Here is an 18,379-nt window from a genome sequence, read left to right on the forward strand (position 1 = left end):
CAAGGAACGGACGCTTCCTTTGTACTCACCCTCTCGGGCTTTCCTCCGGGCGCTTCCCTTCGGTCTTGCTGTTTTGCGTTTCCGACTCTATCAGACCGTTTCACCGGCCGATTTCCTCGGTTCCGCTTCGCTTTCCGGCCTTTCGGCTTTCCGGCGATTCCGACTCTATCAGATCCTTTCGGGCCTGATTCCCAGTCAGCGGGGCTTGTCTTCCCGGCTGTTGGGCCGTTCCGACGAGTGAGACTTTAGCGGATTCCCGGCCCCCGAGCTAATCGGGGTCGCGTCCTTTCGAACGTGGATTCCTCATTTCGCAAAGACGCACGTAAATACAGACGACGACCGAGCAGAAGCCAGTCGTCGTGCATTTGAGAGGTCTTGCGGAATGGTTGCCCGGGGACCGACCGGAGTCGGCGCTCACGGCGGACAACTCGGAGAACACTACGGATGGGCCCGGGGCGTGTCAACTTCACGCCTCGGGCCCGTACGCAGGTCAGCTGTTGTTGCCGGAGGCCAGTTCGCGGCTGCGGTCGCGGGCGGCTTCGAGGGCGGCGATGAGGGCGGCGCGTACGCCGTGGCTCTCGAGTTCGCGGATCGCGTTGATGGTGGTGCCGGCGGGGGACGTCACGTTCTCGCGGAGCTTGACCGGGTGCTCGCCGCTGTCGCGGAGCATCGTGGCGGCGCCGATGGCGGACTGGACGATGAGGTCGTGGGCCTTGTCGCGCGGGAGGCCGAGGAGGATGCCCGCGTCGGTCATGGCTTCCACCAGGAAGAAGAAGTAGGCGGGGCCCGAGCCGGAGAGGGCCGTGCAGGCGTCCTGCTGGGACTCGGGGACGCGGAGGGTCTTGCCGACCGAGCCGAAGAGTTCCTCGGCGTGGGTCAGGTGGTCCGCCGTCGCGTGCGTGCCCGCGGAGATGACGGACATGGCCTCGTCGACCAGGGCCGGGGTGTTCGTCATGACGCGGACCACCGGGGTGCCCTCGGGGAGGCGCTCCTCGAAGAAGGTGGTGGGGATGCCGGCGGCGCCGCTGATGACGAGGCGGTCGGCGGGGACGTGCGGGGCGAGCTCGGTGAGCAGGGTGCCCATGTCCTGGGGCTTGACCGTGAGGATCAGGGTGTCGGCCTGCCTGGCCGCTTCCTGGTTGGTGACCGGGGTGACGCCGTAACGGGTGCGGAGTTCCTCGGCGCGCTCGGGGCGGCGGGCCGTGACCATGAGGTCGCCCGGGGCCCAGCCGCCGCGGATCATTCCGCTGAGCAGGGCTTCGCCGATCTTGCCCGTGCCGAGTACGGCGACCTTGTGGCGGGGGTGCTGGCTCATGAGCGGGGCCTTCCGTGTGCGTCGTCCGTCCGGGGCATCCTCGCATCGGGCGGGCCCGGGGTTCGCGTGGTGTCCGGTGGGCGGAACGGGGCGGAGGCCCCGGGGTCACGCCGTACGGCGGCGCAGGGTCGCGGCGCCGAGGGCGAGGACGAGGACGGCGCAGCCGGCGACGATCACGACGTCGCGGAGGTAGGTGGCGGTGAGGTCGGTGTGCCTGAGGACCTCGTTCATGCCGTCGACGGCGTACGACATGGGGAGGACGTTGGAGATTCCCTCCAGGACCGGCTGCATCTGGTCGCGCGGGGTGAACAGGCCGCAGAGGAGGAGCTGCGGGAAGATCACGGCCGGCATGAACTGGACCGCCTGGAACTCCGATGCCGCGAAGGCCGAGACGAAGAGGCCGAGGGCCGTGCCGAGCAGGGCGTCGAGGAGAGCGACCAGGAGGAGCAGCCAGGCCGATCCCGTGACGTCGAGGTCCAGGACCCAGAGGGCGAGGCCCGTGGCGAGGACCGATTGGACGACGGCCACGGTGCCGAAGGCGAGCGCGTAGCCGCCGATCAGGTCCGCCTTGCCGAGGGGCATGGACAGGAGGCGTTCGAGGGTGCCGCTGGTGCGTTCGCGGAGGGTGGCGATGGACGTCACCAGGAACATCGTGATCAGCGGGAAGATGCCGAGGAGCGAGGCGCCGATGGAGTTGAAGGTGGCCTGGCTGCCGTCGAAGACGTAGCGGAGCAGGAAGAGCATCACGCACGGGACGAGCAGCATCAGGGCGATCGAGCGCGGGTCGTGGCGGAGCTGGCGCAGGACGCGGAGCGCGGTGGCGGTGGTGCGGTACGTGTTCATGGCGGGTTCCCCGGGGCTTCGGTCGGTGGGTGCGTCAGTGGGCGGGGGTGTTCGCGTTCGCTTCGTCGACGAGGTGGAGGAAGGCCTCTTCGACGGTCGGTGTGGCGGTGCGCTCGCGCAGGGCGTCGGGGGTGTCGTCGGCGAGGAGTTCGCCCTCGCGCATGAGGAGGAGGCGGTGGCAGCGCTCGGCCTCGTCCATGACGTGCGAGGAGACGAGGATCGTGGCGCCGCGGGCGGCGAGGTCGTGGAAGAGGTTCCACAGGTCGCGGCGGAGGACCGGGTCGAGGCCGACGGTCGGTTCGTCGAGGACCAGGAGTTCCGGGGTGCCGAGGAGGGCGACGGCCAGGGAGACGCGGCTGAGCTGGCCGCCGGAGAGGTTTCCGGCGAGGGCGTCGGCGTGGGAGGTGAGGTCTACGTCGGTCAGGACGCGGTCGACCTCTGTGGCGCGGTGGGCGGCGGCCGGCCTGCCGGGGAGCAGGACGGAGGCGAAGTAGGCGAGGTTCTGGCGGATGGAGAGGTCGAGGTAGACGGAGGGGGCCTGGGTCACGTAGCCGACGCGGGAGCGCAGCTTCGGGTGGCCTGCGGGGTGGTCGAGGACCGTGAGGGTGCCGGTGACCTTGGCCTGGGTGCCGACGACGGCGCGCATGAGGGTCGACTTGCCGCAGCCGGAGGGGCCGAGCAGGCCGGTGATCTGGCCGCGCGGGACGGTGAAGTTCAGTCCGCGCAGGACGGGGCGGGGGCCTCGGGTGACGGTGAGGTCGGTGGCGTCCACGGCGGGTGGCGTTTTATTCATCACACGATGAATAATCCTCCGGAGGGTGGGGGGCGTCAAGGTGGGGCGGGGGCGGGGCCGGAGGTTTTGGGTGCGCGGCGACGGGGGGCGGTGCTTATGCCGGGGTCGGCGCCCGTCGCCATGGGTGCGCGGCACCGGGGGCCGCCTTGCCCACCCTGCCGCCCCAGGCGGCAGATTGCCCAAGGCGGGGGCGGCCCAGCGCCACGGGTGGGGAGGCGTGGTGGCGGCAGAGCGCCCAAGGCGATGGCAGCCCAGCGCCACGGGTGGGGAGCCGTTCCGACGGCGGGTTGCCCAAGCCGGGGCAGCGCCCCGTCGGGCCTACGCCCCTGGAGGGGGCGGGTGGGTGGGGAATTGGGCGGGGGAACGGGGCGGGCAACGGGGGCTTGGTGGGGCGGTGCCGGTAGGTATTTCAAGCCCCTGCGGCGATTGAGCAGCGGGGGCCGGGGCGGAGCCCCGAGGCGTCAACTACGGCTTCCGGGGCCGGGGCCTGAGGGTGCTGGCCGCGCCGGGGGCCGCCTTGCCCACCCTGCCGCCCAAGGCGGCAGATTGCCCAAGGCTCAGACGACCGGATCAAGCCCCGCCGTCAGCTCTTGCGGTTTTTCTTGGAAGGGTTGCCCGTGCGGCGGGAGGTGCGGCGGGTGTACTGGGCGCGAGCCGCCTCGTACTCCTCGCGGCGGAGCTTCTCGCCCGGTGCCTCGACGAGGCAGCGCAGGGCGTAGGCGATGAGGACGCCCACGAAGCCGATCGCCAGGAAGCCGCGCAGCGACGCCTGCTTCTCGGGGTCGTGGCGCTCCGTGAAACCGGTGCGGGTGCGGGCGAAGGCGAGCGCGCTGCAGACCGCGAACATCACGATGAGCAGCAGGTTCACGAGGGAGCCGACGTCGGCGATGGCCAGGCCCTCGTAGGCGAACCGGAGGATGAAGCAGCCGATGACGGCCAGGGCCAGCGCGCCCACTCCGACCGCGGCCCGGCGCAGGCCGTAGTTGCCGCTGTGGTCGACCCAGGTCGTGCCGAAGAAGCGGATCTCCTCGGGCTGGGGCCCCGGGGCCGGGGAGGTGCTGGGGGTGCCGGTTTCGTCGCTCACGCCCTCGATTATCACCGGACCGGGCCGCACGTCCCGCAGCCCGGTCCGATCGCGCGGCTCAGGCGCAGCGCGGCGCCACGTAGCCGTCACTGCCCGTCTTCACGTAGGTGTCGGAGACGTACTCGCCGACGCCGATGTTGTCCCAGACCTTCGACGTGCCGTACGGGCCCGAGACCGTCTGGCCCGGCTTCTGGCAGAAGATCGGCACCTTCGCACTCAGCGGCAGCACGCGCACCACGCGGTACTGGGTGCCGGGGCCGCTGCGGACGTTCACGTTGTAGCCCGGGGCCACCGGGTAGTACATCGACGCCGCCGCCGCTTCCACGGACTGAGCGGGCTGGTCGGACTGAGCGGACCGGACGGACTGCTCCTCTGGTGCCATTTTCTGCGCCTCCCCCGCCGGGCCGACTCGTTCAACGTTCGTTGAGGGCCCGCATAAATTTGTGTGTTGGAATGTCGAACACGCAGGCTAGCAAGGCCCGTTCATCAGCCACGGGGGGCGTGGACATGCCGTCGTACAACAGCATCGGGAGCGGTCCGGAAGCGGAACTTCCGGAGTATGCCGGGCACTACCGGCTCGAGGAGCGGCTCGGGGCGGGCGGCATGGGCGTCGTGCATCTGGCGCGGTCGGCGGCGGGGCTGCCGCTCGCGGTGAAGGTGGTGCACGCCGAGTTCGCGGAGGACCCCGAGTTCAGGGGACGGTTCCGGCAGGAGGTGGCGGCCGCGCGGCGGGTCAGCGGGGCCTTCACCGCGCCGGTCGTGGACGCCGACCCCGAGGCCGAACTGCCGTGGATGGCCACGCTGTTCATCCCAGGACCAACCCTCGCCGAGCACGTCAAGCGGAACGGGCCGCTGTGCCCGGCCCAGCTGCGGCACCTGACGGCGGGGCTCGCGGAGGCGCTGCGCGACATCCATCGCGCCGGTGTTGTGCACCGGGACCTGAAGCCGAGCAATGTGCTGCTCGCCGAGGACAGCCCCAAGGTCATCGACTTCGGGATCTCGCGGCCGAAGGACAGTGAACTGCGGACCGAGACGGGGAAGTTGATCGGTACGCCGCCTTTCATGGCGCCCGAGCAGTTCCGCCGCCCGCGCGAGGTCGGCCCGGCCGCCGACGTGTTCGCACTCGGTTCGCTGCTCGTGCACGCCGCGACCGGGCGGGGCCCCTTCGACTCCGACAGCCCCTATCTGGTGGCGTACCAGGTGGTGCACGACGAGCCGGATGTGTCGGGCGTGCCCGACGATCTCGCGCCGCTCGTCCTCGCCTGCCTGGCGAAGGAGCCGGAGGACCGGCCCACGCCCGACGAGCTGATGGCGGAGCTGCGGCACATCTCGGCGCGGTACGACACCCAGGCGTTCATCCCGGCGCAGCGCGAACCGGTCGAGCCCGCCACCGCCGAGTCCGTCGACCCCGTTGACCAGGAGCCCGGTTCGCCCGCGCCGCGCCGGCGCCCCCGCCCCCGCACCCTCCTCACCCTCGCCGGGGCCGCCCTCGCCCTGGGCGGCGCGCTCACGGCGGCCCTGCTCACGGGAGGCGACTCCGGCACCGGCACCCGGACCGCCCCGGCGGGCTCCCCCGCCACGTTCCACCCCTGGCGGACCAAGCTCGGTTCCGGTGCCGCGCCCTCCTGCTCGTACGGGGCCGGGAGCCTGAACTGCGCCGTGCCCGGCGCGCTGGCCGTGTCGCTGGATCCGCGGGACGGCTCGGTGCGGTGGAAGCGGAAGGCGTCCGGCGGCTCGGGGGACGTCGGCGGGGCGGCGCCCGTGGTGTCGGGCGGCCTGGTGCACGCGCTCACCCCGGACGGCTCCCGGCTCGTCGCCATGGCGGCCGATACGGGGAGGTCCCGCTGGTCGATGGACGTGTCCCGGTTCCAGGGGCAGGTGCGCCAGGCAGCGGGGCGGGTGCTCCTCGCGGCGCCGGACGGCACGCTCAGCGCGGTCGACGGTGCGACCGGGAGACGGGAGTGGAGCCGCCGTCACGCCGTGGGGCCGCGGTCCACGCTCTCGTACGTCGGTGGCGGCCTCGCCTACGCCACCGCACCTGCGACCGACGGGGCGAACACCCAGGTGAGCGCGGTGGATCCGAGGACGGGTGAGGTCCGCTGGCGGCAGCGGTCGCCGGGCACCGCGACGCCGATCGGGGTGTCCGACGGGGTCGTCTGGTGCACGGAGCGGGACGCCTCCGGGCGGACCGTCGCGCTCGTCGGCCATCGCCTCGCAGACGGGTCGGTGGCGCGTCGCGTACGGCTTGCGCTGCCGCTGCCTTCCGCGACGGCGGCGCTGCACGGCGACACCGCGTATCTGCTCGCGGCGGGCGGCGCGCTGGTGGCGCAGGACCTCGCGTCCGGCAAGCAGCTGTGGCGGTCGGAGACCTCCGTGAGCCGGGGCTCCGCGCCCGCCGTCGACGCCGCATCGGACCGCGTGTACGTGACGGCCCCCGACGGGCGGCTGCTCGCCGTGGACCGGCGCACGGGGCGTCCGGTCGGCCAGAGCGCTCCCCGGCCCGCGGGCCGCTCCGACCGGGTGGTGGCGGACATTCCGGCGCCCGTCGTGAGCGGCGGGCGGGTGTACGGGAGCGCGCCGGACGGCACCGTCTCCGGTGCCGCCACGGCGGACGATCCGTAAGGGTCCTAGCCGAGCTGCGACACGTCGCGGACCGCGCCCGTGTCGGCGCTGGTGGCCATCGCGGCGTAGGCGCGCAGCGCGGCCGAGACCTTGCGCTCGCGGGACTTGGGGGCGTAGACGCCGCCCAGGGCCTCGCGGCGCGCGGCCAGCTCCTCCTCGCTCACGAGGAGTTCGATGCCGCGGTTGGGGATGTCGATGCGCACGCGGTCGCCGTCCTCGACGAGCGCGATGGTGCCACCGGCGGCGGCCTCGGGCGAGGCGTGGCCGATGGACAGGCCCGACGTACCGCCGGAGAAGCGGCCGTCCGTGACGAGCGCGCAGGCCTTGCCGAGGCCGCGGCCCTTCAGGTACGAGGTCGGGTAGAGCATCTCCTGCATGCCGGGGCCGCCCTTGGGGCCCTCGTAGCGGATGACGACGACGTCGCCCTCCTTGACCTGCTTGAGCAGGATCTTCTCGACGGCCTCCTCCTGCGACTCGCAGACGACGGCCGGGCCCTCGAAGGTCCAGATGGACTCGTCGACGCCGGCGGTCTTCACGACGCAGCCGTTCTCGGCGAGGTTGCCCTTCAGGACGGCGAGGCCGCCGTCCTCCGAGTACGCGTGCGCGACGTCGCGGATGCAGCCGCCCGCGGCGTCGGTGTCGAGGGTGTCCCAGCGCTCGGACTGCGAGAAGGCCTCGGCGGAGCGCTTGCAGCCGGGGGCGGCGTGCCACAGCTCGCTCGCCTCCTCGGTCGCCGCGCCGCCGCGGATGTCCCAGTCGTCGAGCCATTCCTTGATCGACGAGGAGTGGACGGTGTGCACGTCCTCGTGGAGCAGCCCGCCGCGGTACAGCTCGCCGAGGATCGCGGGGATGCCGCCGGCGCGGTGCACGTCCTCCATGTAGTACGTGCCGCCGGGCGCCACGTTCGGCGCGACCTTGGACAGGCACGGGACGCGGCGCGAGACGGCGTCCATGTCCGCAAGGGTGTAGTCGAGTTCGGCCTCCTGGGCGGCGGCCAGCAGGTGCAGGATCGTGTTCGTCGAGCCGCCCATGGAGATGTCGAGCGCCATGGCGTTGTCGAAGGCGGCGCGGGTCGCGATGTTGCGCGGCAGCACCGACTCGTCGTCGCCGTCGTAGTAGCGCTTGGCGATCTCGACGACCGTGGCGCCCGCCTTCTCGTACAGCGCCTTGCGGGCGGTGTGCGTGGCGAGCACCGAGCCGTTGCCCGGCAGGGAGAGGCCGATGGCCTCGGTCAGGCAGTTCATCGAGTTGGCGGTGAACATGCCGGAACAGGAGCCGCACGTCGGGCAGGCGTTCTCCTCGATACGGAGGATGTCCTCGTCCGAGACGCTCTCGTTCACCGCGTCGCTGATCGCGTTGACCAGGTCGAGTTTTCGAACGGTGCCGTCGACCAGCGTGGCCTTGCCGGCCTCCATGGGGCCGCCGGAGACGAAGACCGTCGGGATGTTGAGCCGCAGCGCGGCGTTCAGCATGCCGGGGGTGATCTTGTCGCAGTTCGAGATGCAGATCAGCGCGTCCGCGCAGTGCGCCTCGACCATGTACTCGACCGAGTCCGCGATCAGGTCGCGGGAGGGCAGGGAGTACAGCATGCCGCCGTGGCCCATCGCGATGCCGTCGTCGACGGCGATCGTGTTGAACTCTCGGGCGATGCCGCCCGCGGCCGTGATGGCCTCGCTGACGATGCGGCCCACGGGCGCCAGGTGCGTGTGACCGGGCACGAACTCGGTGAAGGAGTTGGCGACCGCGACGATCGGCTTCCGGCCGATGTCCGCACCGGGTACACCGGAGGCACGCATAAGGGCGCGGGCGCCCGCCATGTTGCGGCCGTGGGTGACTGTGCGGGACCTCAGCTCGGGCATCGTCGCTCGCTCCTTCAGAGGGATATCAAGACTGTCTCCCGAGACTACGCCGCCGATCCAAGCACTGGACAGGGTGTCCGAATGCCGGGACGGCCGTCTCACGTGCTGCTCGGTGGGCTCTTCTCACGGGCCTGTCAGATGCAGCTGCACCACGGGGGCGATCCGCGCGATGATCCGCTCCGGGTCCGCCGACGCGATGGGCTCCACCCGCATCACGTACCGGATCATCGCGGTCCCGACGAGCTGCGCGGCGGCCAGTGCGACCCGCAGCTCCGCCTCGTCCTTCGGCAGGTCGATCCGCTCGGCGATGCTCGCGAGGAGCCGGGAGGCGATGAGCCGGCGCAGGACGCCCGCGGCCACGTCGTTGTTCACGGCGGAGCGCAGGATCGCGAGCAGCGGGACGCGGGTCTCGGGCGACTCCCATACGCCGAAGAAGAACCGGGTCATGCGCTCGCCGACCTCGTCCAGGGGCCCGTCGGCCAGGGCGGCGGGGGCCTCGAGGGCCGGGGCGAGCGCCACCTCGATCGACGCGGCGAACACCTGCTCCTTGGTGCCGAAGTAGTGGTGCACCAGGGCCGAGTCCACCCCGGCGGCCTTGGCGATGCCGCGTACCGAAGCCTTGTCGTAGCCGCGCTCGGCGAACTCCTCGCGGGCGACGTCAAGGATCCGGGCCCGGGTGTCCCCGGTCTCCGTACGAGCGGGGCGGCCCCTGCGGCGCACCGGCTGGGTCATGAACGCGGCACCCGCGCGGCCGACGCCAGGTGCAGGCGGGCGAAGGCGAGGGCCTCCGCCAGGTCGGCCTCGCGTTCGGCGCTGGACATGGCGCGGCGTGTGTTGACCTCGATGACGACGTGCCCGTCGAACCCGTTCACCGCGAGGCGGTCCAGGAGCTCGGCGCAGGGCTGCGTGCCGCGGCCCGGCACCAGGTGCTCGTCCTTGCCGGAGCCGCCGCCGTCGGCGAGGTGGACGTGGCCGAGACGGTCGCCCATGCGGTCGATCATCTGCATCGCGTCGGTGCGTGCCGTCGCGGTGTGGCTGAGGTCGACCGTGAAGTGCCGGTAGTCGTCCTTCGTCACGTCCCAGTCGGGGGCGTACGCGAGCATCTCGCGGTCCCGGTAGCGCCACGGGTACATGTTTTCGACGGCGAACCGCACATCGGTCTCGCCGGCCATCCGCCAGATCCCCTGGACGAAGTCCCGCGCGTACTGGCGCTGCCAGCGGAACGGGGGGTGCACGACCACGGTCGACGCGCCCAGCTTCTCCGCGGCGGCCCGGGCGCGCTGGAGCTTGACCCACGGGTCCGTCGACCACACGCGCTGCGTGATCAGCAGACATGGCGCGTGGACGGCGAGGATCGGGATGCGGTGGTAGTCGGAGAGGCGGCGCAGGGCCTCTATGTCCTGGCTGACGGGATCGGTCCAGACCATGACCTCTACGCCGTCGTAGCCCAGGCGCGCGGCGATCTCGAAGGCCGTCGCCGTCGACTCCGGGTACACGGAGGCCGTGGACAGCGCGACCTTCGCATCCGGGATGCGCACCACTGGTTCTGCCACGGGGACAGGGTACGGCCCCGTCGTATCGGTGGGGCGCCCACCCGGGGGATCACGCCGTCCGGAAGCTTGCGCCCAGTCCGTGCCCACGTCTCGGGGCTCCGCCCCGGACCCCGCTCCTCAATCGCCGGAGGGGCTTGATTCCGCCGGCAGGTGGTCCAGGCGGCGGAGGATGACGCCCTCGCGGAGGGCCCAGGGGCAGATTTCGAGGGTTTCTACGGCGAAGAGGTCCATCGCGCCCTCCGCCACCAGCGCCCCGGCGAGCAGCTGCGCGGACCGGCCCTCGGAGACCCCCGGCAGCTCGGAGCGCTCCTGCACGGTCATCGCGGCGAGCTGCGGCACCCAGTCCTCCAGGGACTTCCGCTTCAACTCCCGCTGGACGTACAGGCCTTCCGCGGAGCGCGCCGCTCCGGCGAGGCGTGCGAGCTGCTTGAACGTCTTCGATGTGGCCACCACGTGGTCCGGCGCCCCGAACCGGCTGAACTCGCCGACCGTGCGCGCGATCTGCGCCCGCACGTGCCGCCGCAACGCCTTCACGTCGTCCGGATCCGGCGGGTCCCCCGGCAGCCAGCCCGCCGTCAGCCGGCCCGCACCGAGCGGCAGCGACACCGCGGCGTCGGGCTCCTCGTCGATGCCGTACGCGATCTCCAGGGAGCCGCCGCCGATGTCGATCACGAGGAGCCTGCCCGCGGACCAGCCGAACCAGCGCCGGGCCGCCAGGAACGTGAGCCGCGCCTCTTCCTCGCCGCTGAGCACCCGCAGTTCGACGCCCGTGGCCTCCTTGACCCGGGCGAGGACGTCGTCGGCATTGCTGGCCTCGCGCACCGCCGAGGTCGCGAACGGCAGCAGGTCCTCGACGCCCTTGTCCTCCGCGGCCTCCAGGGCCCCTCTGACCGTGCCGATCAGCAGGTCCACGCCGTCGGGCCCGATCGCCCCGCGGTCGTCGAGGAGTTGGGCGAGCCGCAGCTCCGCCTTGTGCGAGTGCGCGGGCAGCGGGCGGGCGCCGGGGTGCGCGTCCACCACGAGCAGATGGACCGTATTCGAACCCACGTCGAGGACACCGAGTCTCATATGGGGAACGCTACCCACCCCGGCGGCTTGCCCGTCCAGGAAGGTCCTGTTGAAGGCGGCGTCGCCTTTACTCTGGAACGGTGCCAAAGACGAAAAAGGCCAAGGCCGACAAGAGCGACAAGCAGACGAAGTCGGCAAAGCAGGAGCTGAAGAAGCAGAAGGATCAGCAGAAGCAACTGAAGCAGCGGGCCAAGGCGGACGAGAAGCCCATCGACTTCCCGCGCGCGTGGGTCGAGTTCCCGGACCCGGCGGACGACGAGCAGATCTTCCGCTGCGATCTGACATGGCTGACCTCCCGTTGGAGCTGCATCTTCGGCAGCGGCTGCCAGGGCATCCAGTTGGGCCGCGCCGACGACGGCTGCTGCACGCTCGGCGCCCACTTCTCCGACGAGGACGACGAGAAGCGGGTCGCGGAGCACGTGGCACGCCTCACGCCGGACATCTGGCAGCACCACGACGTCGGCACCGAGACCGGCTGGGTGTCCACGGACGAGGACGGGGAGCGCCAGACCCGCCCGTACCAGGGCTCGTGCATCTTCCAGAACCGGCCGGGCTTCAAGGGCGGCGCGGGCTGCTCGCTGCACATCCTGGCGCTCAAGGAGGGCCGCGAGCCCCTGGAGACGAAGCCGGACGTGTGCTGGCAGCTCCCGGTCCGGCGTACGTACGAGTGGGTCGAGCGGCCGGACGACACCAAGGTGCTCATGGTCTCGATCGGCGAGTACGACCGGCGCGGCTGGGGCCCGGGCGGCCACGACCTGCACTGGTGGTGCACGTCGGCGACCTCGGCGCACGGCGCGGGCGACCCGGTCTATGTCAGCTACGGCCCCGAGCTCACGGAGCTGATGGGCAAGGCCGGCTACGACAAGCTGGTCGAGCTGTGCGAGGAGCGTCTCGCGGCCGCGCCCAAGGGCCTGCCGCTGATCGCCCCGCACCCGGCCGACCCGGCGTAACGCGCACATCCGGACGTCCGGGACGGGCGGCGGTCAGGGAGTCCCCGACGGCGAGCCCGACCCGGACCCTCCGGTCCCGGAGGGCGAGGCCGAGTCGGTCGGCGACGCCGAGTCGGTGGGCTCGGGGTCGCTCGGGCTCGGCGACGTCGTCGGCTCCTTCGTCGGCTCCGGCGAGGTGCGCGTCGGCGTGGGCGTCGGCTCGGACGGGGACGTCGGGACGGAGTGGGTCGGCGAGGGCCGCGAGGTGCCACCGCCGCCGCCGGAGCCCGAACTCCCGTAGCCCTCAAGGGAGATGATCGCACCGGAGGGGTCGATCCCGACGTGGGCCGTCCAGTGCCCGCGCGGCTCCCGGTACTCATTGACGTAGACGTAGACGGTGAGCGACTCGCCAGGACGCAGCGTGCCCGAGGCCTGGCTCAGGTACAGCCAGGACGCGTCCGTGGTGGCCGTCCAGTCGACGGGTGAGCGGCCAGAGGCGGTGAGCGTGATCGCCGTCGCGTTCCCGCTGGGCTGGGCCTCCACGGTGATGCGGCCGGGGCCGCGGCCCGCGTGCCCGGGGGGCGAGGTGACCTCCACGGAGACGTCCGGCGAGCGGCTGCCCTTGGTGAAGCGGGGGTCGGGGCTCGTCCGCGCGTTCCCCGCGTTCTCGTACGCGCCGCCGGTGCGCTCGCCGTCGAGGCTGTCCGCCGTGCCGTCCTCGCTGGCCGTCACGGAGCGGCCGTCCGCGGCCTCGCCGGTCAGCGGGGCGCCTCGGTAGGCGGCCCACAGGGCGAGCACCGGGGCGGCGACCACGGTGGCGACCACCGTCGTCGTCACGGCGCGCGAGCGCAGCCGGTCGCGGCGGGCCGCCCGGTCCTTGGGGTCCATCGGGTAGCCGCGCCGGTCGAAGCGGGGGGCGCCGGTGTGCCGGCCGCTCATCGCGAAGTGCAGGGCGGGCCGCGGGGCCTCCACGAGGGGCAGCGCGGCGGGCGTCACCGAGGTGCCGGGCCAGGCGCGGGGCGCGGCGCGCTCGGCGGTGCGGCGGCAGCGCGGACAGTCGTCGACGTGCCGGACCAGCTCGCGGCGCAGGGCGGCCGACAGGAGCACCTGGTTGTCCCCCGTGAGGCGGGCGACGCTGGGGCAGGTGCCCGTCTCGACGACGGCCAGGGCGGCGCGGGTCCGCTCGACCTCGCAGGCCGCGGCCGAGAGCAGCTCACGGGTGGCGGTGGGGTCGGTGCCGAGGACGGCGGCGACCTCGCGCGGCGACAGCTGGTGGCGCACGGCCAGCTCCAGGGCCTCGCGCTGCTCAGGGGTGGTGCCCGCGGCTTCCGGCCAGGCGAGCTGGGCCAGCTGCCGCCTGCGCTCCTCCTGGAGGAGGCCGTCCTCGGGGCGGCCGCTGTCCTGCGCGCTCTGCCGCCGCCGATTGGCCTCCGCGAGACGGCGCAGACAGGACCAGCGGGCCAGCGCGTAGAGCCAGGCCCTGCGCTCGGCGGGCGAGTCCCCGGACGGGGCGCGCGAGCCGCGCCGCTCGGCGAGCGCGAGGGCGTCCCCGAGGGCCTCGGTCGCCTCGTCGTGATCGCAGAGCACGGAGAGGCAGTAGGTGAACAGGCCGTCCAGACAGGACTCGTAGCGGGCGGGCGGGCGCTGCGGGGCGGTACGCGGCCCCTGCCGCCTCGCCCCGGCGCGCTGCGCCCGGTGTGCGCCGGTGGTCTGTGTGGGAGTTTCCGGCCTGCTGCTCATCACCGTGCGACCGTAGGCTCACCGCGCGGGGGCTTCCTCCCCCTTGAGCACATTTAATCCTTACGGGTGAAACGATCCCTCAAAAGAGGACAGGAAGCCGTCATTCCGTGGCCAGCACGGCTACGCGGGGCGACTTCCGCGGGGGCGCCACGGGCCGCGGGCGTCCGTTGTCAGTCCTGCCCGCTACGGTTTCGTTCATGGCTGCCCGTACCAAGACCAAGGACCGTCCGTCCTACCGCTGCACCGAGTGCGGCTGGCAGACGGCCAAGTGGCTGGGCCGCTGCCCCGAGTGCCAGGCCTGGGGGACGATCGACGAGTACGGCGCGCCCGCCGTGCGCACCACCGCCCCGGGCCGCGTCACGACGTCGGCGCTGCCCATCGGCGAGGTCGACGGCAAGCAGGCGACGGCCCGGACGACCGGCGTGCCCGAGCTGGACCGGGTGCTCGGCGGCGGCCTGGTGCCCGGCGCCGTGGTGCTGGTCGCGGGCGAGCCCGGCGTCGGCAAGTCCACGCTCCTGCTGGACGTGGCGGCCAAGTCGGCCAGCGAGGAGCACAAGACCCTCTACGTGACGGGCGAGGAGTCGGCCTCCCAGGTCCGCCTGCGCGCCGACCGCATCCACGCGATCGACGACCACCTGTACCTGGCCGCCGAGACCGATCTGGCCACGGTCCTCGGCCACTTGGACGCGGTGAAGCCGTCGCTGCTCATCCTGGACTCCGTACAGACGATCGCGTCCGGGGAGATCGACGGGGCGCCCGGCGGCATGTCCCAGGTCCGCGAGGTGGCCGGGGCGCTCATCCGCGCCTCCAAGGAGCGCGGCATGTCCACGCTCCTGGTCGGCCACGTCACCAAGGAGGGCACCATCGCGGGCCCGCGCCTCCTGGAGCACCTGGTCGACGTCGTCCTGAACTTCGAGGGCGACCGGCACGCGCGCCTGCGCCTCGTCCGCGGCGTCAAGAACCGCTACGGGACGACGGACGAGGTCGGCTGCTTCGAGCTGCACGACGAGGGCATCACGGGCCTGGCCGACCCCAGCGGCCTGTTCCTGACCCGGCGCGACGAGCCGGTGCCGGGCACCTGCCTGACCGTCACCCTGGAGGGCCGCCGCCCGCTGGTCGCCGAGGTCCAGGCGCTCACGGTGGACTCGCAGATCCCCTCCCCCCGGCGCACCACGTCAGGCCTCGAGACCTCCCGCGTCTCCATGATGCTGGCGGTGCTCGAACAGCGCGGGCGGATCAGCGCCTTGGGCAAGCGCGACATCTACTCCGCGACGGTCGGCGGCGTGAAGCTCTCCGAGCCCGCGGCCGACCTGGCCGTCGCGCTGGCCCTCGCCTCCGCGGCGAGCGACACCCCGCTCCCCAAGAACCTCGTGGCGATCGGAGAAGTGGGCCTCGCGGGCGAGGTCAGAAGGGTCACCGGCGTGCAGCGCCGGCTCGCCGAGGCGCACCGGCTCGGGTTCACACACGCCCTGGTCCCGGCCGATCCCGGAAAGGTCCCGCCCGGTATGAAGGTCCTGGAAGTCGCCGATATAGGGGATGCTCTGCGGGTGCTCCCGAAGGGCCGTCGCCGAGACGCCCCACGGGAGCCGGAGCAGCGCCGGTAGACTTTGCCCTGGTCTCGCCCGTGCGTGCGAACGCGAGGGACGAGGGCCCCGAGCCCACAGGGCACCCCAAAGTCTGCGATCCGGAGGAGTGCAGTGGCAGCCAACGACCGGGCGGCAACTCCCGGCAAGTCCGGCGGAAGCTCCGGTGCGGACAGTCTGATGCGCGCCGCGCTGAGCGCCGTCGCGCCCGGAACCGCCCTGCGCGACGGCCTGGAGCGCATCCTCCGCGGCAACACCGGAGGGCTGATCGTCCTCGGCTCCGACAAGACGGTCGAGTCGATGTGCACGGGCGGCTTCATCCTCGACGTGGAGTTCACGGCCACCCGCCTGCGCGAGCTGTGCAAGCTCGACGGCGGCATCGTGGTCTCCTCGAACCTCGACAAGATCCTGCGGGCCGGCGTCCAGTTGGTGCCGGACCCGATGATCCACACGGAGGAGACGGGCACGCGGCACCGCACGGCGGACCGCGTCAGCAAGCAGGTCTCGTACCCCGTCGTCTCCGTCTCCCAGTCGATGCGCCTGATCGCGCTCTACGTGGACGGCCAGCGCCGGGTCCTGGAGGACTCGGCGGCGATCCTGTCCCGCGCCAACCAGGCCCTCGCGACCCTGGAGCGCTACAAGCTGCGCCTCGACGAGGTGGCGGGCACGCTCTCCGCCCTGGAGATCGAGGACCTGGTCACGGTCCGGGACGTCACGGCGGTCGCGCAGCGCCTGGAGATGGTGCGCCGGATCGCCACGGAGATCGCCGAGTACGTCGTCGAGTTGGGCACGGACGGCCGGCTTCTGGCCCTGCAGCTCGACGAGTTGATCGCGGGCGTCGAGCCGGAGCGCGAGCTGGTCGCGCGGGACTACGTGCCCGAGCCCACCGCCAAGCGCTCCCGCACGGTCGCGGAGGCCCTGGTCGAGCTGGACGCGCTCAGCCACGCGGAACTGCTCGAACTGCCGATAGTGGCACGGGCCCTGGGCTACACCGGCTCCCCCGAGGCGCTGGACTCGGCGGTGTCCCCGCGCGGCTTCCGGCTCCTCGCCAAGGTGCCGCGGCTGCCCGGCGCCATCATCGACCGCCTCGTCGAACACTTCGGCGGCCTGCAGAAGTTGCTGGCCGCGAGCGTGGACGACCTGCAGACGGTCGACGGCGTGGGCGAGGCGCGTGCGCGCAGCGTGCGGGAGGGTCTGTCCCGGTTGGCCGAGTCGTCGATCCTTGAGCGGTACGTCTGACAACGTCACCCGGCGCGCGGTCTCGGGGCTCTGCCCCGGGCCCCGCGCCTCAAACGCCGGCGGGGCTTGATTGGCTCAGTCCTCCTTGAGGACGAACGACGTCTGCGCCGCAGGCAGTTGCGCTGCCTTCACCTCGACCAGATAGGTCCCCGGCGTCGCGGAACCCGCGGGCGGCGTCGCACAGCGCGGCTCACTCGGCCGCAGGTCCCACGTGAAGTCGCGCTGAACCGTGCCACCCGCGGGCGCCCGCAGAACCATGCGGCCCGCCCCGGACGGGCAGTCGTCGGAGGACCAGAACGGCTTGTCGCCCTCCGCCTTGGTGATCGTGACCACCGCGGTCTTCGGCCCGAGGTCGACCTTGCAGGACTTGTCCGCCGTGTTCTTGGCGACGAGTTGGAGCTTCGGCTTGTCCCCGGGCGCGTACGAGTTGTGGACGCTGCGCACCTTCAGGGTCACGCCGCCCGCCGTGCAGTCCGGCAGGCTGGAGCCGGCCGGGACCTGGTCCCCGGAGGACGTGCCCCCGCTGCCGCCGCCCCCGCCGTCACCGGAGTCGCCGCCCGCGGCGTCGTCCGAACCGCCGGAGCCCGCACCGGAATCGGAGCCGGAACCGCCGCCGGAGCCCGAGCCCGAGCCGCCGGAGCCGCCCGACTCGTCGCGCCCGCCGGGGTGTTCGCTGATCGCGGGCCCCGTGCCGGAGGGTCCGGGCGTGATGGACTCCGTCGGACTCTTGCCGCCGGGGCCGTCGGCGCCGTTGTTGCGGCCGCCACCGCCCAGGCTGACGATCCATACGATCAGCAGCGCGAGCAGCGCCACCACGGACAGCAGAACAACCCTCCGTCGCCAATAGATGGAGGAGGGAAGCGGCCCGATCGGATTGCGCAGAGATCCCACGGCTCAAACCTTACGAGAGATCGGGCCGTTGTCCGGTGCCACCCGCCGCCTCGGGCCGCAAGTTTTCCGGATCATCATCACGCGCGGGCCGCCGAACGGGCTCCTGGACCCCTGTCGATCGTCAGGTGCGGGCCGGGACCATCGCTGGATGTGACAGGCCTTGGGTATTGCATACTGTCCGTCACCATGGGAACCATCGACTCCGACCTGTATCGCAGCATCCTCGACTTCGCCCACGACACGCCGTCGTGGTTCCAGCACCTCATGGAGGTGTGGACGGAAGTCGGACTGCTGCTGTTCGCCGTGCTCTTCGTCGTCGCCTGGTGGCGGGCACGGGGCAGCGACCCGAAGGCCTTCGCCGTCGCGGTCCTCGCTCCGCTGGCCACCGCCCTTGCGTACGTGATCAGCGAGGTGGTCAAGTCGGGGATCGACGAGGAGCGGCCCTGCCGTGCGGTCTCGGGCGCCCTGCCGTCCCTGATCGACTGCCCGGTCTACGGGGACTGGTCCTTCCCCTCCAACCACGCCACGATCGCCGCCGCCGCGGCCGTGGGCCTCGCGCTGGCCTGGCCGAAGATCGGCTGGCTGACGGTGCCGATGGCGATCCTGATGGCGTTCTCGCGCGTCTTCGTGGGCGTGCACTATCCGCACGACGTCGCGGTGGGCCTGCTGCTCGGCACCCTAGTCGCGTTCCTCGTCGTCCGTCTGCTGACGCGGCCGGGGGCGCGGGTGACCGAGGCGATGCGGGGCTCGGGGAACGGGCTGGTGAAGTGGTTCGCCGGTCCTGGGCCCGCCGGGGCCGGGTACGGCGCGGCGTCCGGGGGCCGCTCCCGGCGCGGTTCGCACCGCCGCTGAACCCCGCC

General features: G+C 72.3%; 17 protein-coding genes. 6 read left to right on the forward strand and 11 right to left on the reverse strand.

Translation table 11 applies throughout. The features are described from left to right. Window positions 1-241, forward strand: a 241-nt coding sequence (locus ACZ7L4_RS29505) for a hypothetical protein (protein WP_472107399.1), incomplete at its 5' end; no start/stop codon positions are given. Window positions 242-490: 249 nt separating this feature from the next. On the opposite strand, the gene proC is transcribed toward ACZ7L4_RS29505, so the two are convergent. From proC to ACZ7L4_RS29530, 5 genes are all read right to left on the reverse strand, one after another. After that, entirely contained in the window at window positions 491-1,315 is an 825-nt protein-coding gene (gene proC, locus ACZ7L4_RS29510) for a pyrroline-5-carboxylate reductase (RefSeq protein WP_472107401.1), read from the reverse strand. Between the two features lie 105 nt (window positions 1,316-1,420). Next, the gene (locus ACZ7L4_RS29515) at window positions 1,421-2,158 is read right to left on the reverse strand and encodes an ABC transporter permease (protein ID WP_472107402.1); all 738 of its coding nucleotides are present in this window, start codon (window positions 2,156-2,158) and stop codon (window positions 1,421-1,423) included. A gap of 34 nt (window positions 2,159-2,192) precedes the next feature. After that, window positions 2,193-2,951 carry an ABC transporter ATP-binding protein gene (locus ACZ7L4_RS29520; protein ID WP_472107403.1) on the reverse strand — a complete coding sequence of 253 codons (759 nt, stop codon included), beginning with the start codon at window positions 2,949-2,951 and terminating at the stop codon, window positions 2,193-2,195. A 583-nt stretch (window positions 2,952-3,534) separates the two neighbouring features. After that, window positions 3,535-4,035 (reverse strand): EamA/RhaT family transporter, encoded by a 501-nt coding sequence (locus ACZ7L4_RS29525; protein WP_472107405.1) that lies wholly within the window; start codon window positions 4,033-4,035, stop codon window positions 3,535-3,537. Window positions 4,036-4,093: 58 nt separating this feature from the next. Next, window positions 4,094-4,339: a peptidase gene (locus tag ACZ7L4_RS29530; protein WP_472108137.1), complete on the reverse strand. Its 246-nt coding sequence runs from the start codon at window positions 4,337-4,339 to the stop codon at window positions 4,094-4,096. 203 nt (window positions 4,340-4,542) lie between these two features. On the opposite strand from ACZ7L4_RS29530, the gene ACZ7L4_RS29535 reads away from it, so the two are divergent. After that, window positions 4,543-6,657, forward strand: a complete 2,115-nt coding sequence (locus tag ACZ7L4_RS29535) for a protein kinase domain-containing protein (protein WP_472107407.1) — start codon at window positions 4,543-4,545, stop codon at window positions 6,655-6,657. 5 nt (window positions 6,658-6,662) lie between these two features. On the opposite strand, the gene ilvD is transcribed toward ACZ7L4_RS29535, so the two are convergent. The 4 genes from ilvD to ACZ7L4_RS29555 form a co-directional block, all read right to left on the reverse strand. Further along, complete coding sequence (gene ilvD, locus ACZ7L4_RS29540) at window positions 6,663-8,516, reverse strand: dihydroxy-acid dehydratase (protein WP_472107409.1); 1,854 nt, start codon at window positions 8,514-8,516, stop codon at window positions 6,663-6,665. 123 nt (window positions 8,517-8,639) lie between these two features. Continuing rightward, on the reverse strand, window positions 8,640-9,248 hold the full coding sequence (locus ACZ7L4_RS29545; protein WP_472107411.1) for a TetR/AcrR family transcriptional regulator: 609 nt from the start codon (window positions 9,246-9,248) through the stop codon (window positions 8,640-8,642). Continuing rightward, window positions 9,245-10,069, reverse strand: a complete 825-nt coding sequence (locus tag ACZ7L4_RS29550; protein WP_266711285.1) for a sugar phosphate isomerase/epimerase family protein — start codon at window positions 10,067-10,069, stop codon at window positions 9,245-9,247. The genes ACZ7L4_RS29545 and ACZ7L4_RS29550 overlap by 4 nt, the downstream gene beginning before the upstream one ends. 117 nt (window positions 10,070-10,186) lie before the next feature. Further along, complete coding sequence (locus ACZ7L4_RS29555) at window positions 10,187-11,137, reverse strand: Ppx/GppA family phosphatase (protein WP_472107413.1); 951 nt, start codon at window positions 11,135-11,137, stop codon at window positions 10,187-10,189. 80 nt (window positions 11,138-11,217) lie between these two features. Here ACZ7L4_RS29555 and ACZ7L4_RS29560 point away from each other — a divergent pair, with 80 nt between their 5' ends. Then, a complete protein-coding gene (locus tag ACZ7L4_RS29560; RefSeq protein WP_472107415.1) occupies window positions 11,218-12,087 on the forward strand; it encodes a DUF3109 family protein in 870 nt (289 codons plus the stop codon). Between the two features lie 33 nt (window positions 12,088-12,120). Here the strand turns inward: ACZ7L4_RS29560 and ACZ7L4_RS29565 are convergent, their stop codons facing one another. After that, entirely contained in the window at window positions 12,121-13,806 is a 1,686-nt protein-coding gene (locus tag ACZ7L4_RS29565) for a BACON domain-containing protein (protein ID WP_472107417.1), read from the reverse strand. Window positions 13,807-14,003: 197 nt separating this feature from the next. On the opposite strand from ACZ7L4_RS29565, the gene radA reads away from it, so the two are divergent. Both radA and disA read left to right on the forward strand, forming a co-directional pair. After that, a complete protein-coding gene (gene radA / locus ACZ7L4_RS29570) occupies window positions 14,004-15,410 on the forward strand; it encodes a DNA repair protein RadA (protein WP_450810350.1) in 1,407 nt (468 codons plus the stop codon). A gap of 93 nt (window positions 15,411-15,503) precedes the next feature. Further along, complete coding sequence (disA, locus tag ACZ7L4_RS29575) at window positions 15,504-16,628, forward strand: DNA integrity scanning diadenylate cyclase DisA (protein ID WP_450810349.1); 1,125 nt, start codon at window positions 15,504-15,506, stop codon at window positions 16,626-16,628. 75 nt (window positions 16,629-16,703) lie between these two features. On the opposite strand, the gene ACZ7L4_RS29580 is transcribed toward disA, so the two are convergent. Next, window positions 16,704-17,519: a hypothetical protein gene (locus ACZ7L4_RS29580; protein ID WP_472107419.1), complete on the reverse strand. Its 816-nt coding sequence runs from the start codon at window positions 17,517-17,519 to the stop codon at window positions 16,704-16,706. A 186-nt stretch (window positions 17,520-17,705) separates the two neighbouring features. On the opposite strand from ACZ7L4_RS29580, the gene ACZ7L4_RS29585 reads away from it, so the two are divergent. Next, a complete protein-coding gene (locus tag ACZ7L4_RS29585) occupies window positions 17,706-18,371 on the forward strand; it encodes a phosphatase PAP2 family protein (protein WP_472107421.1) in 666 nt (221 codons plus the stop codon). Window positions 18,372-18,379 lie beyond the last annotated feature (8 nt).

It is taken from the genome of Streptomyces sp. NPDC107575, assembly GCF_055657265.1.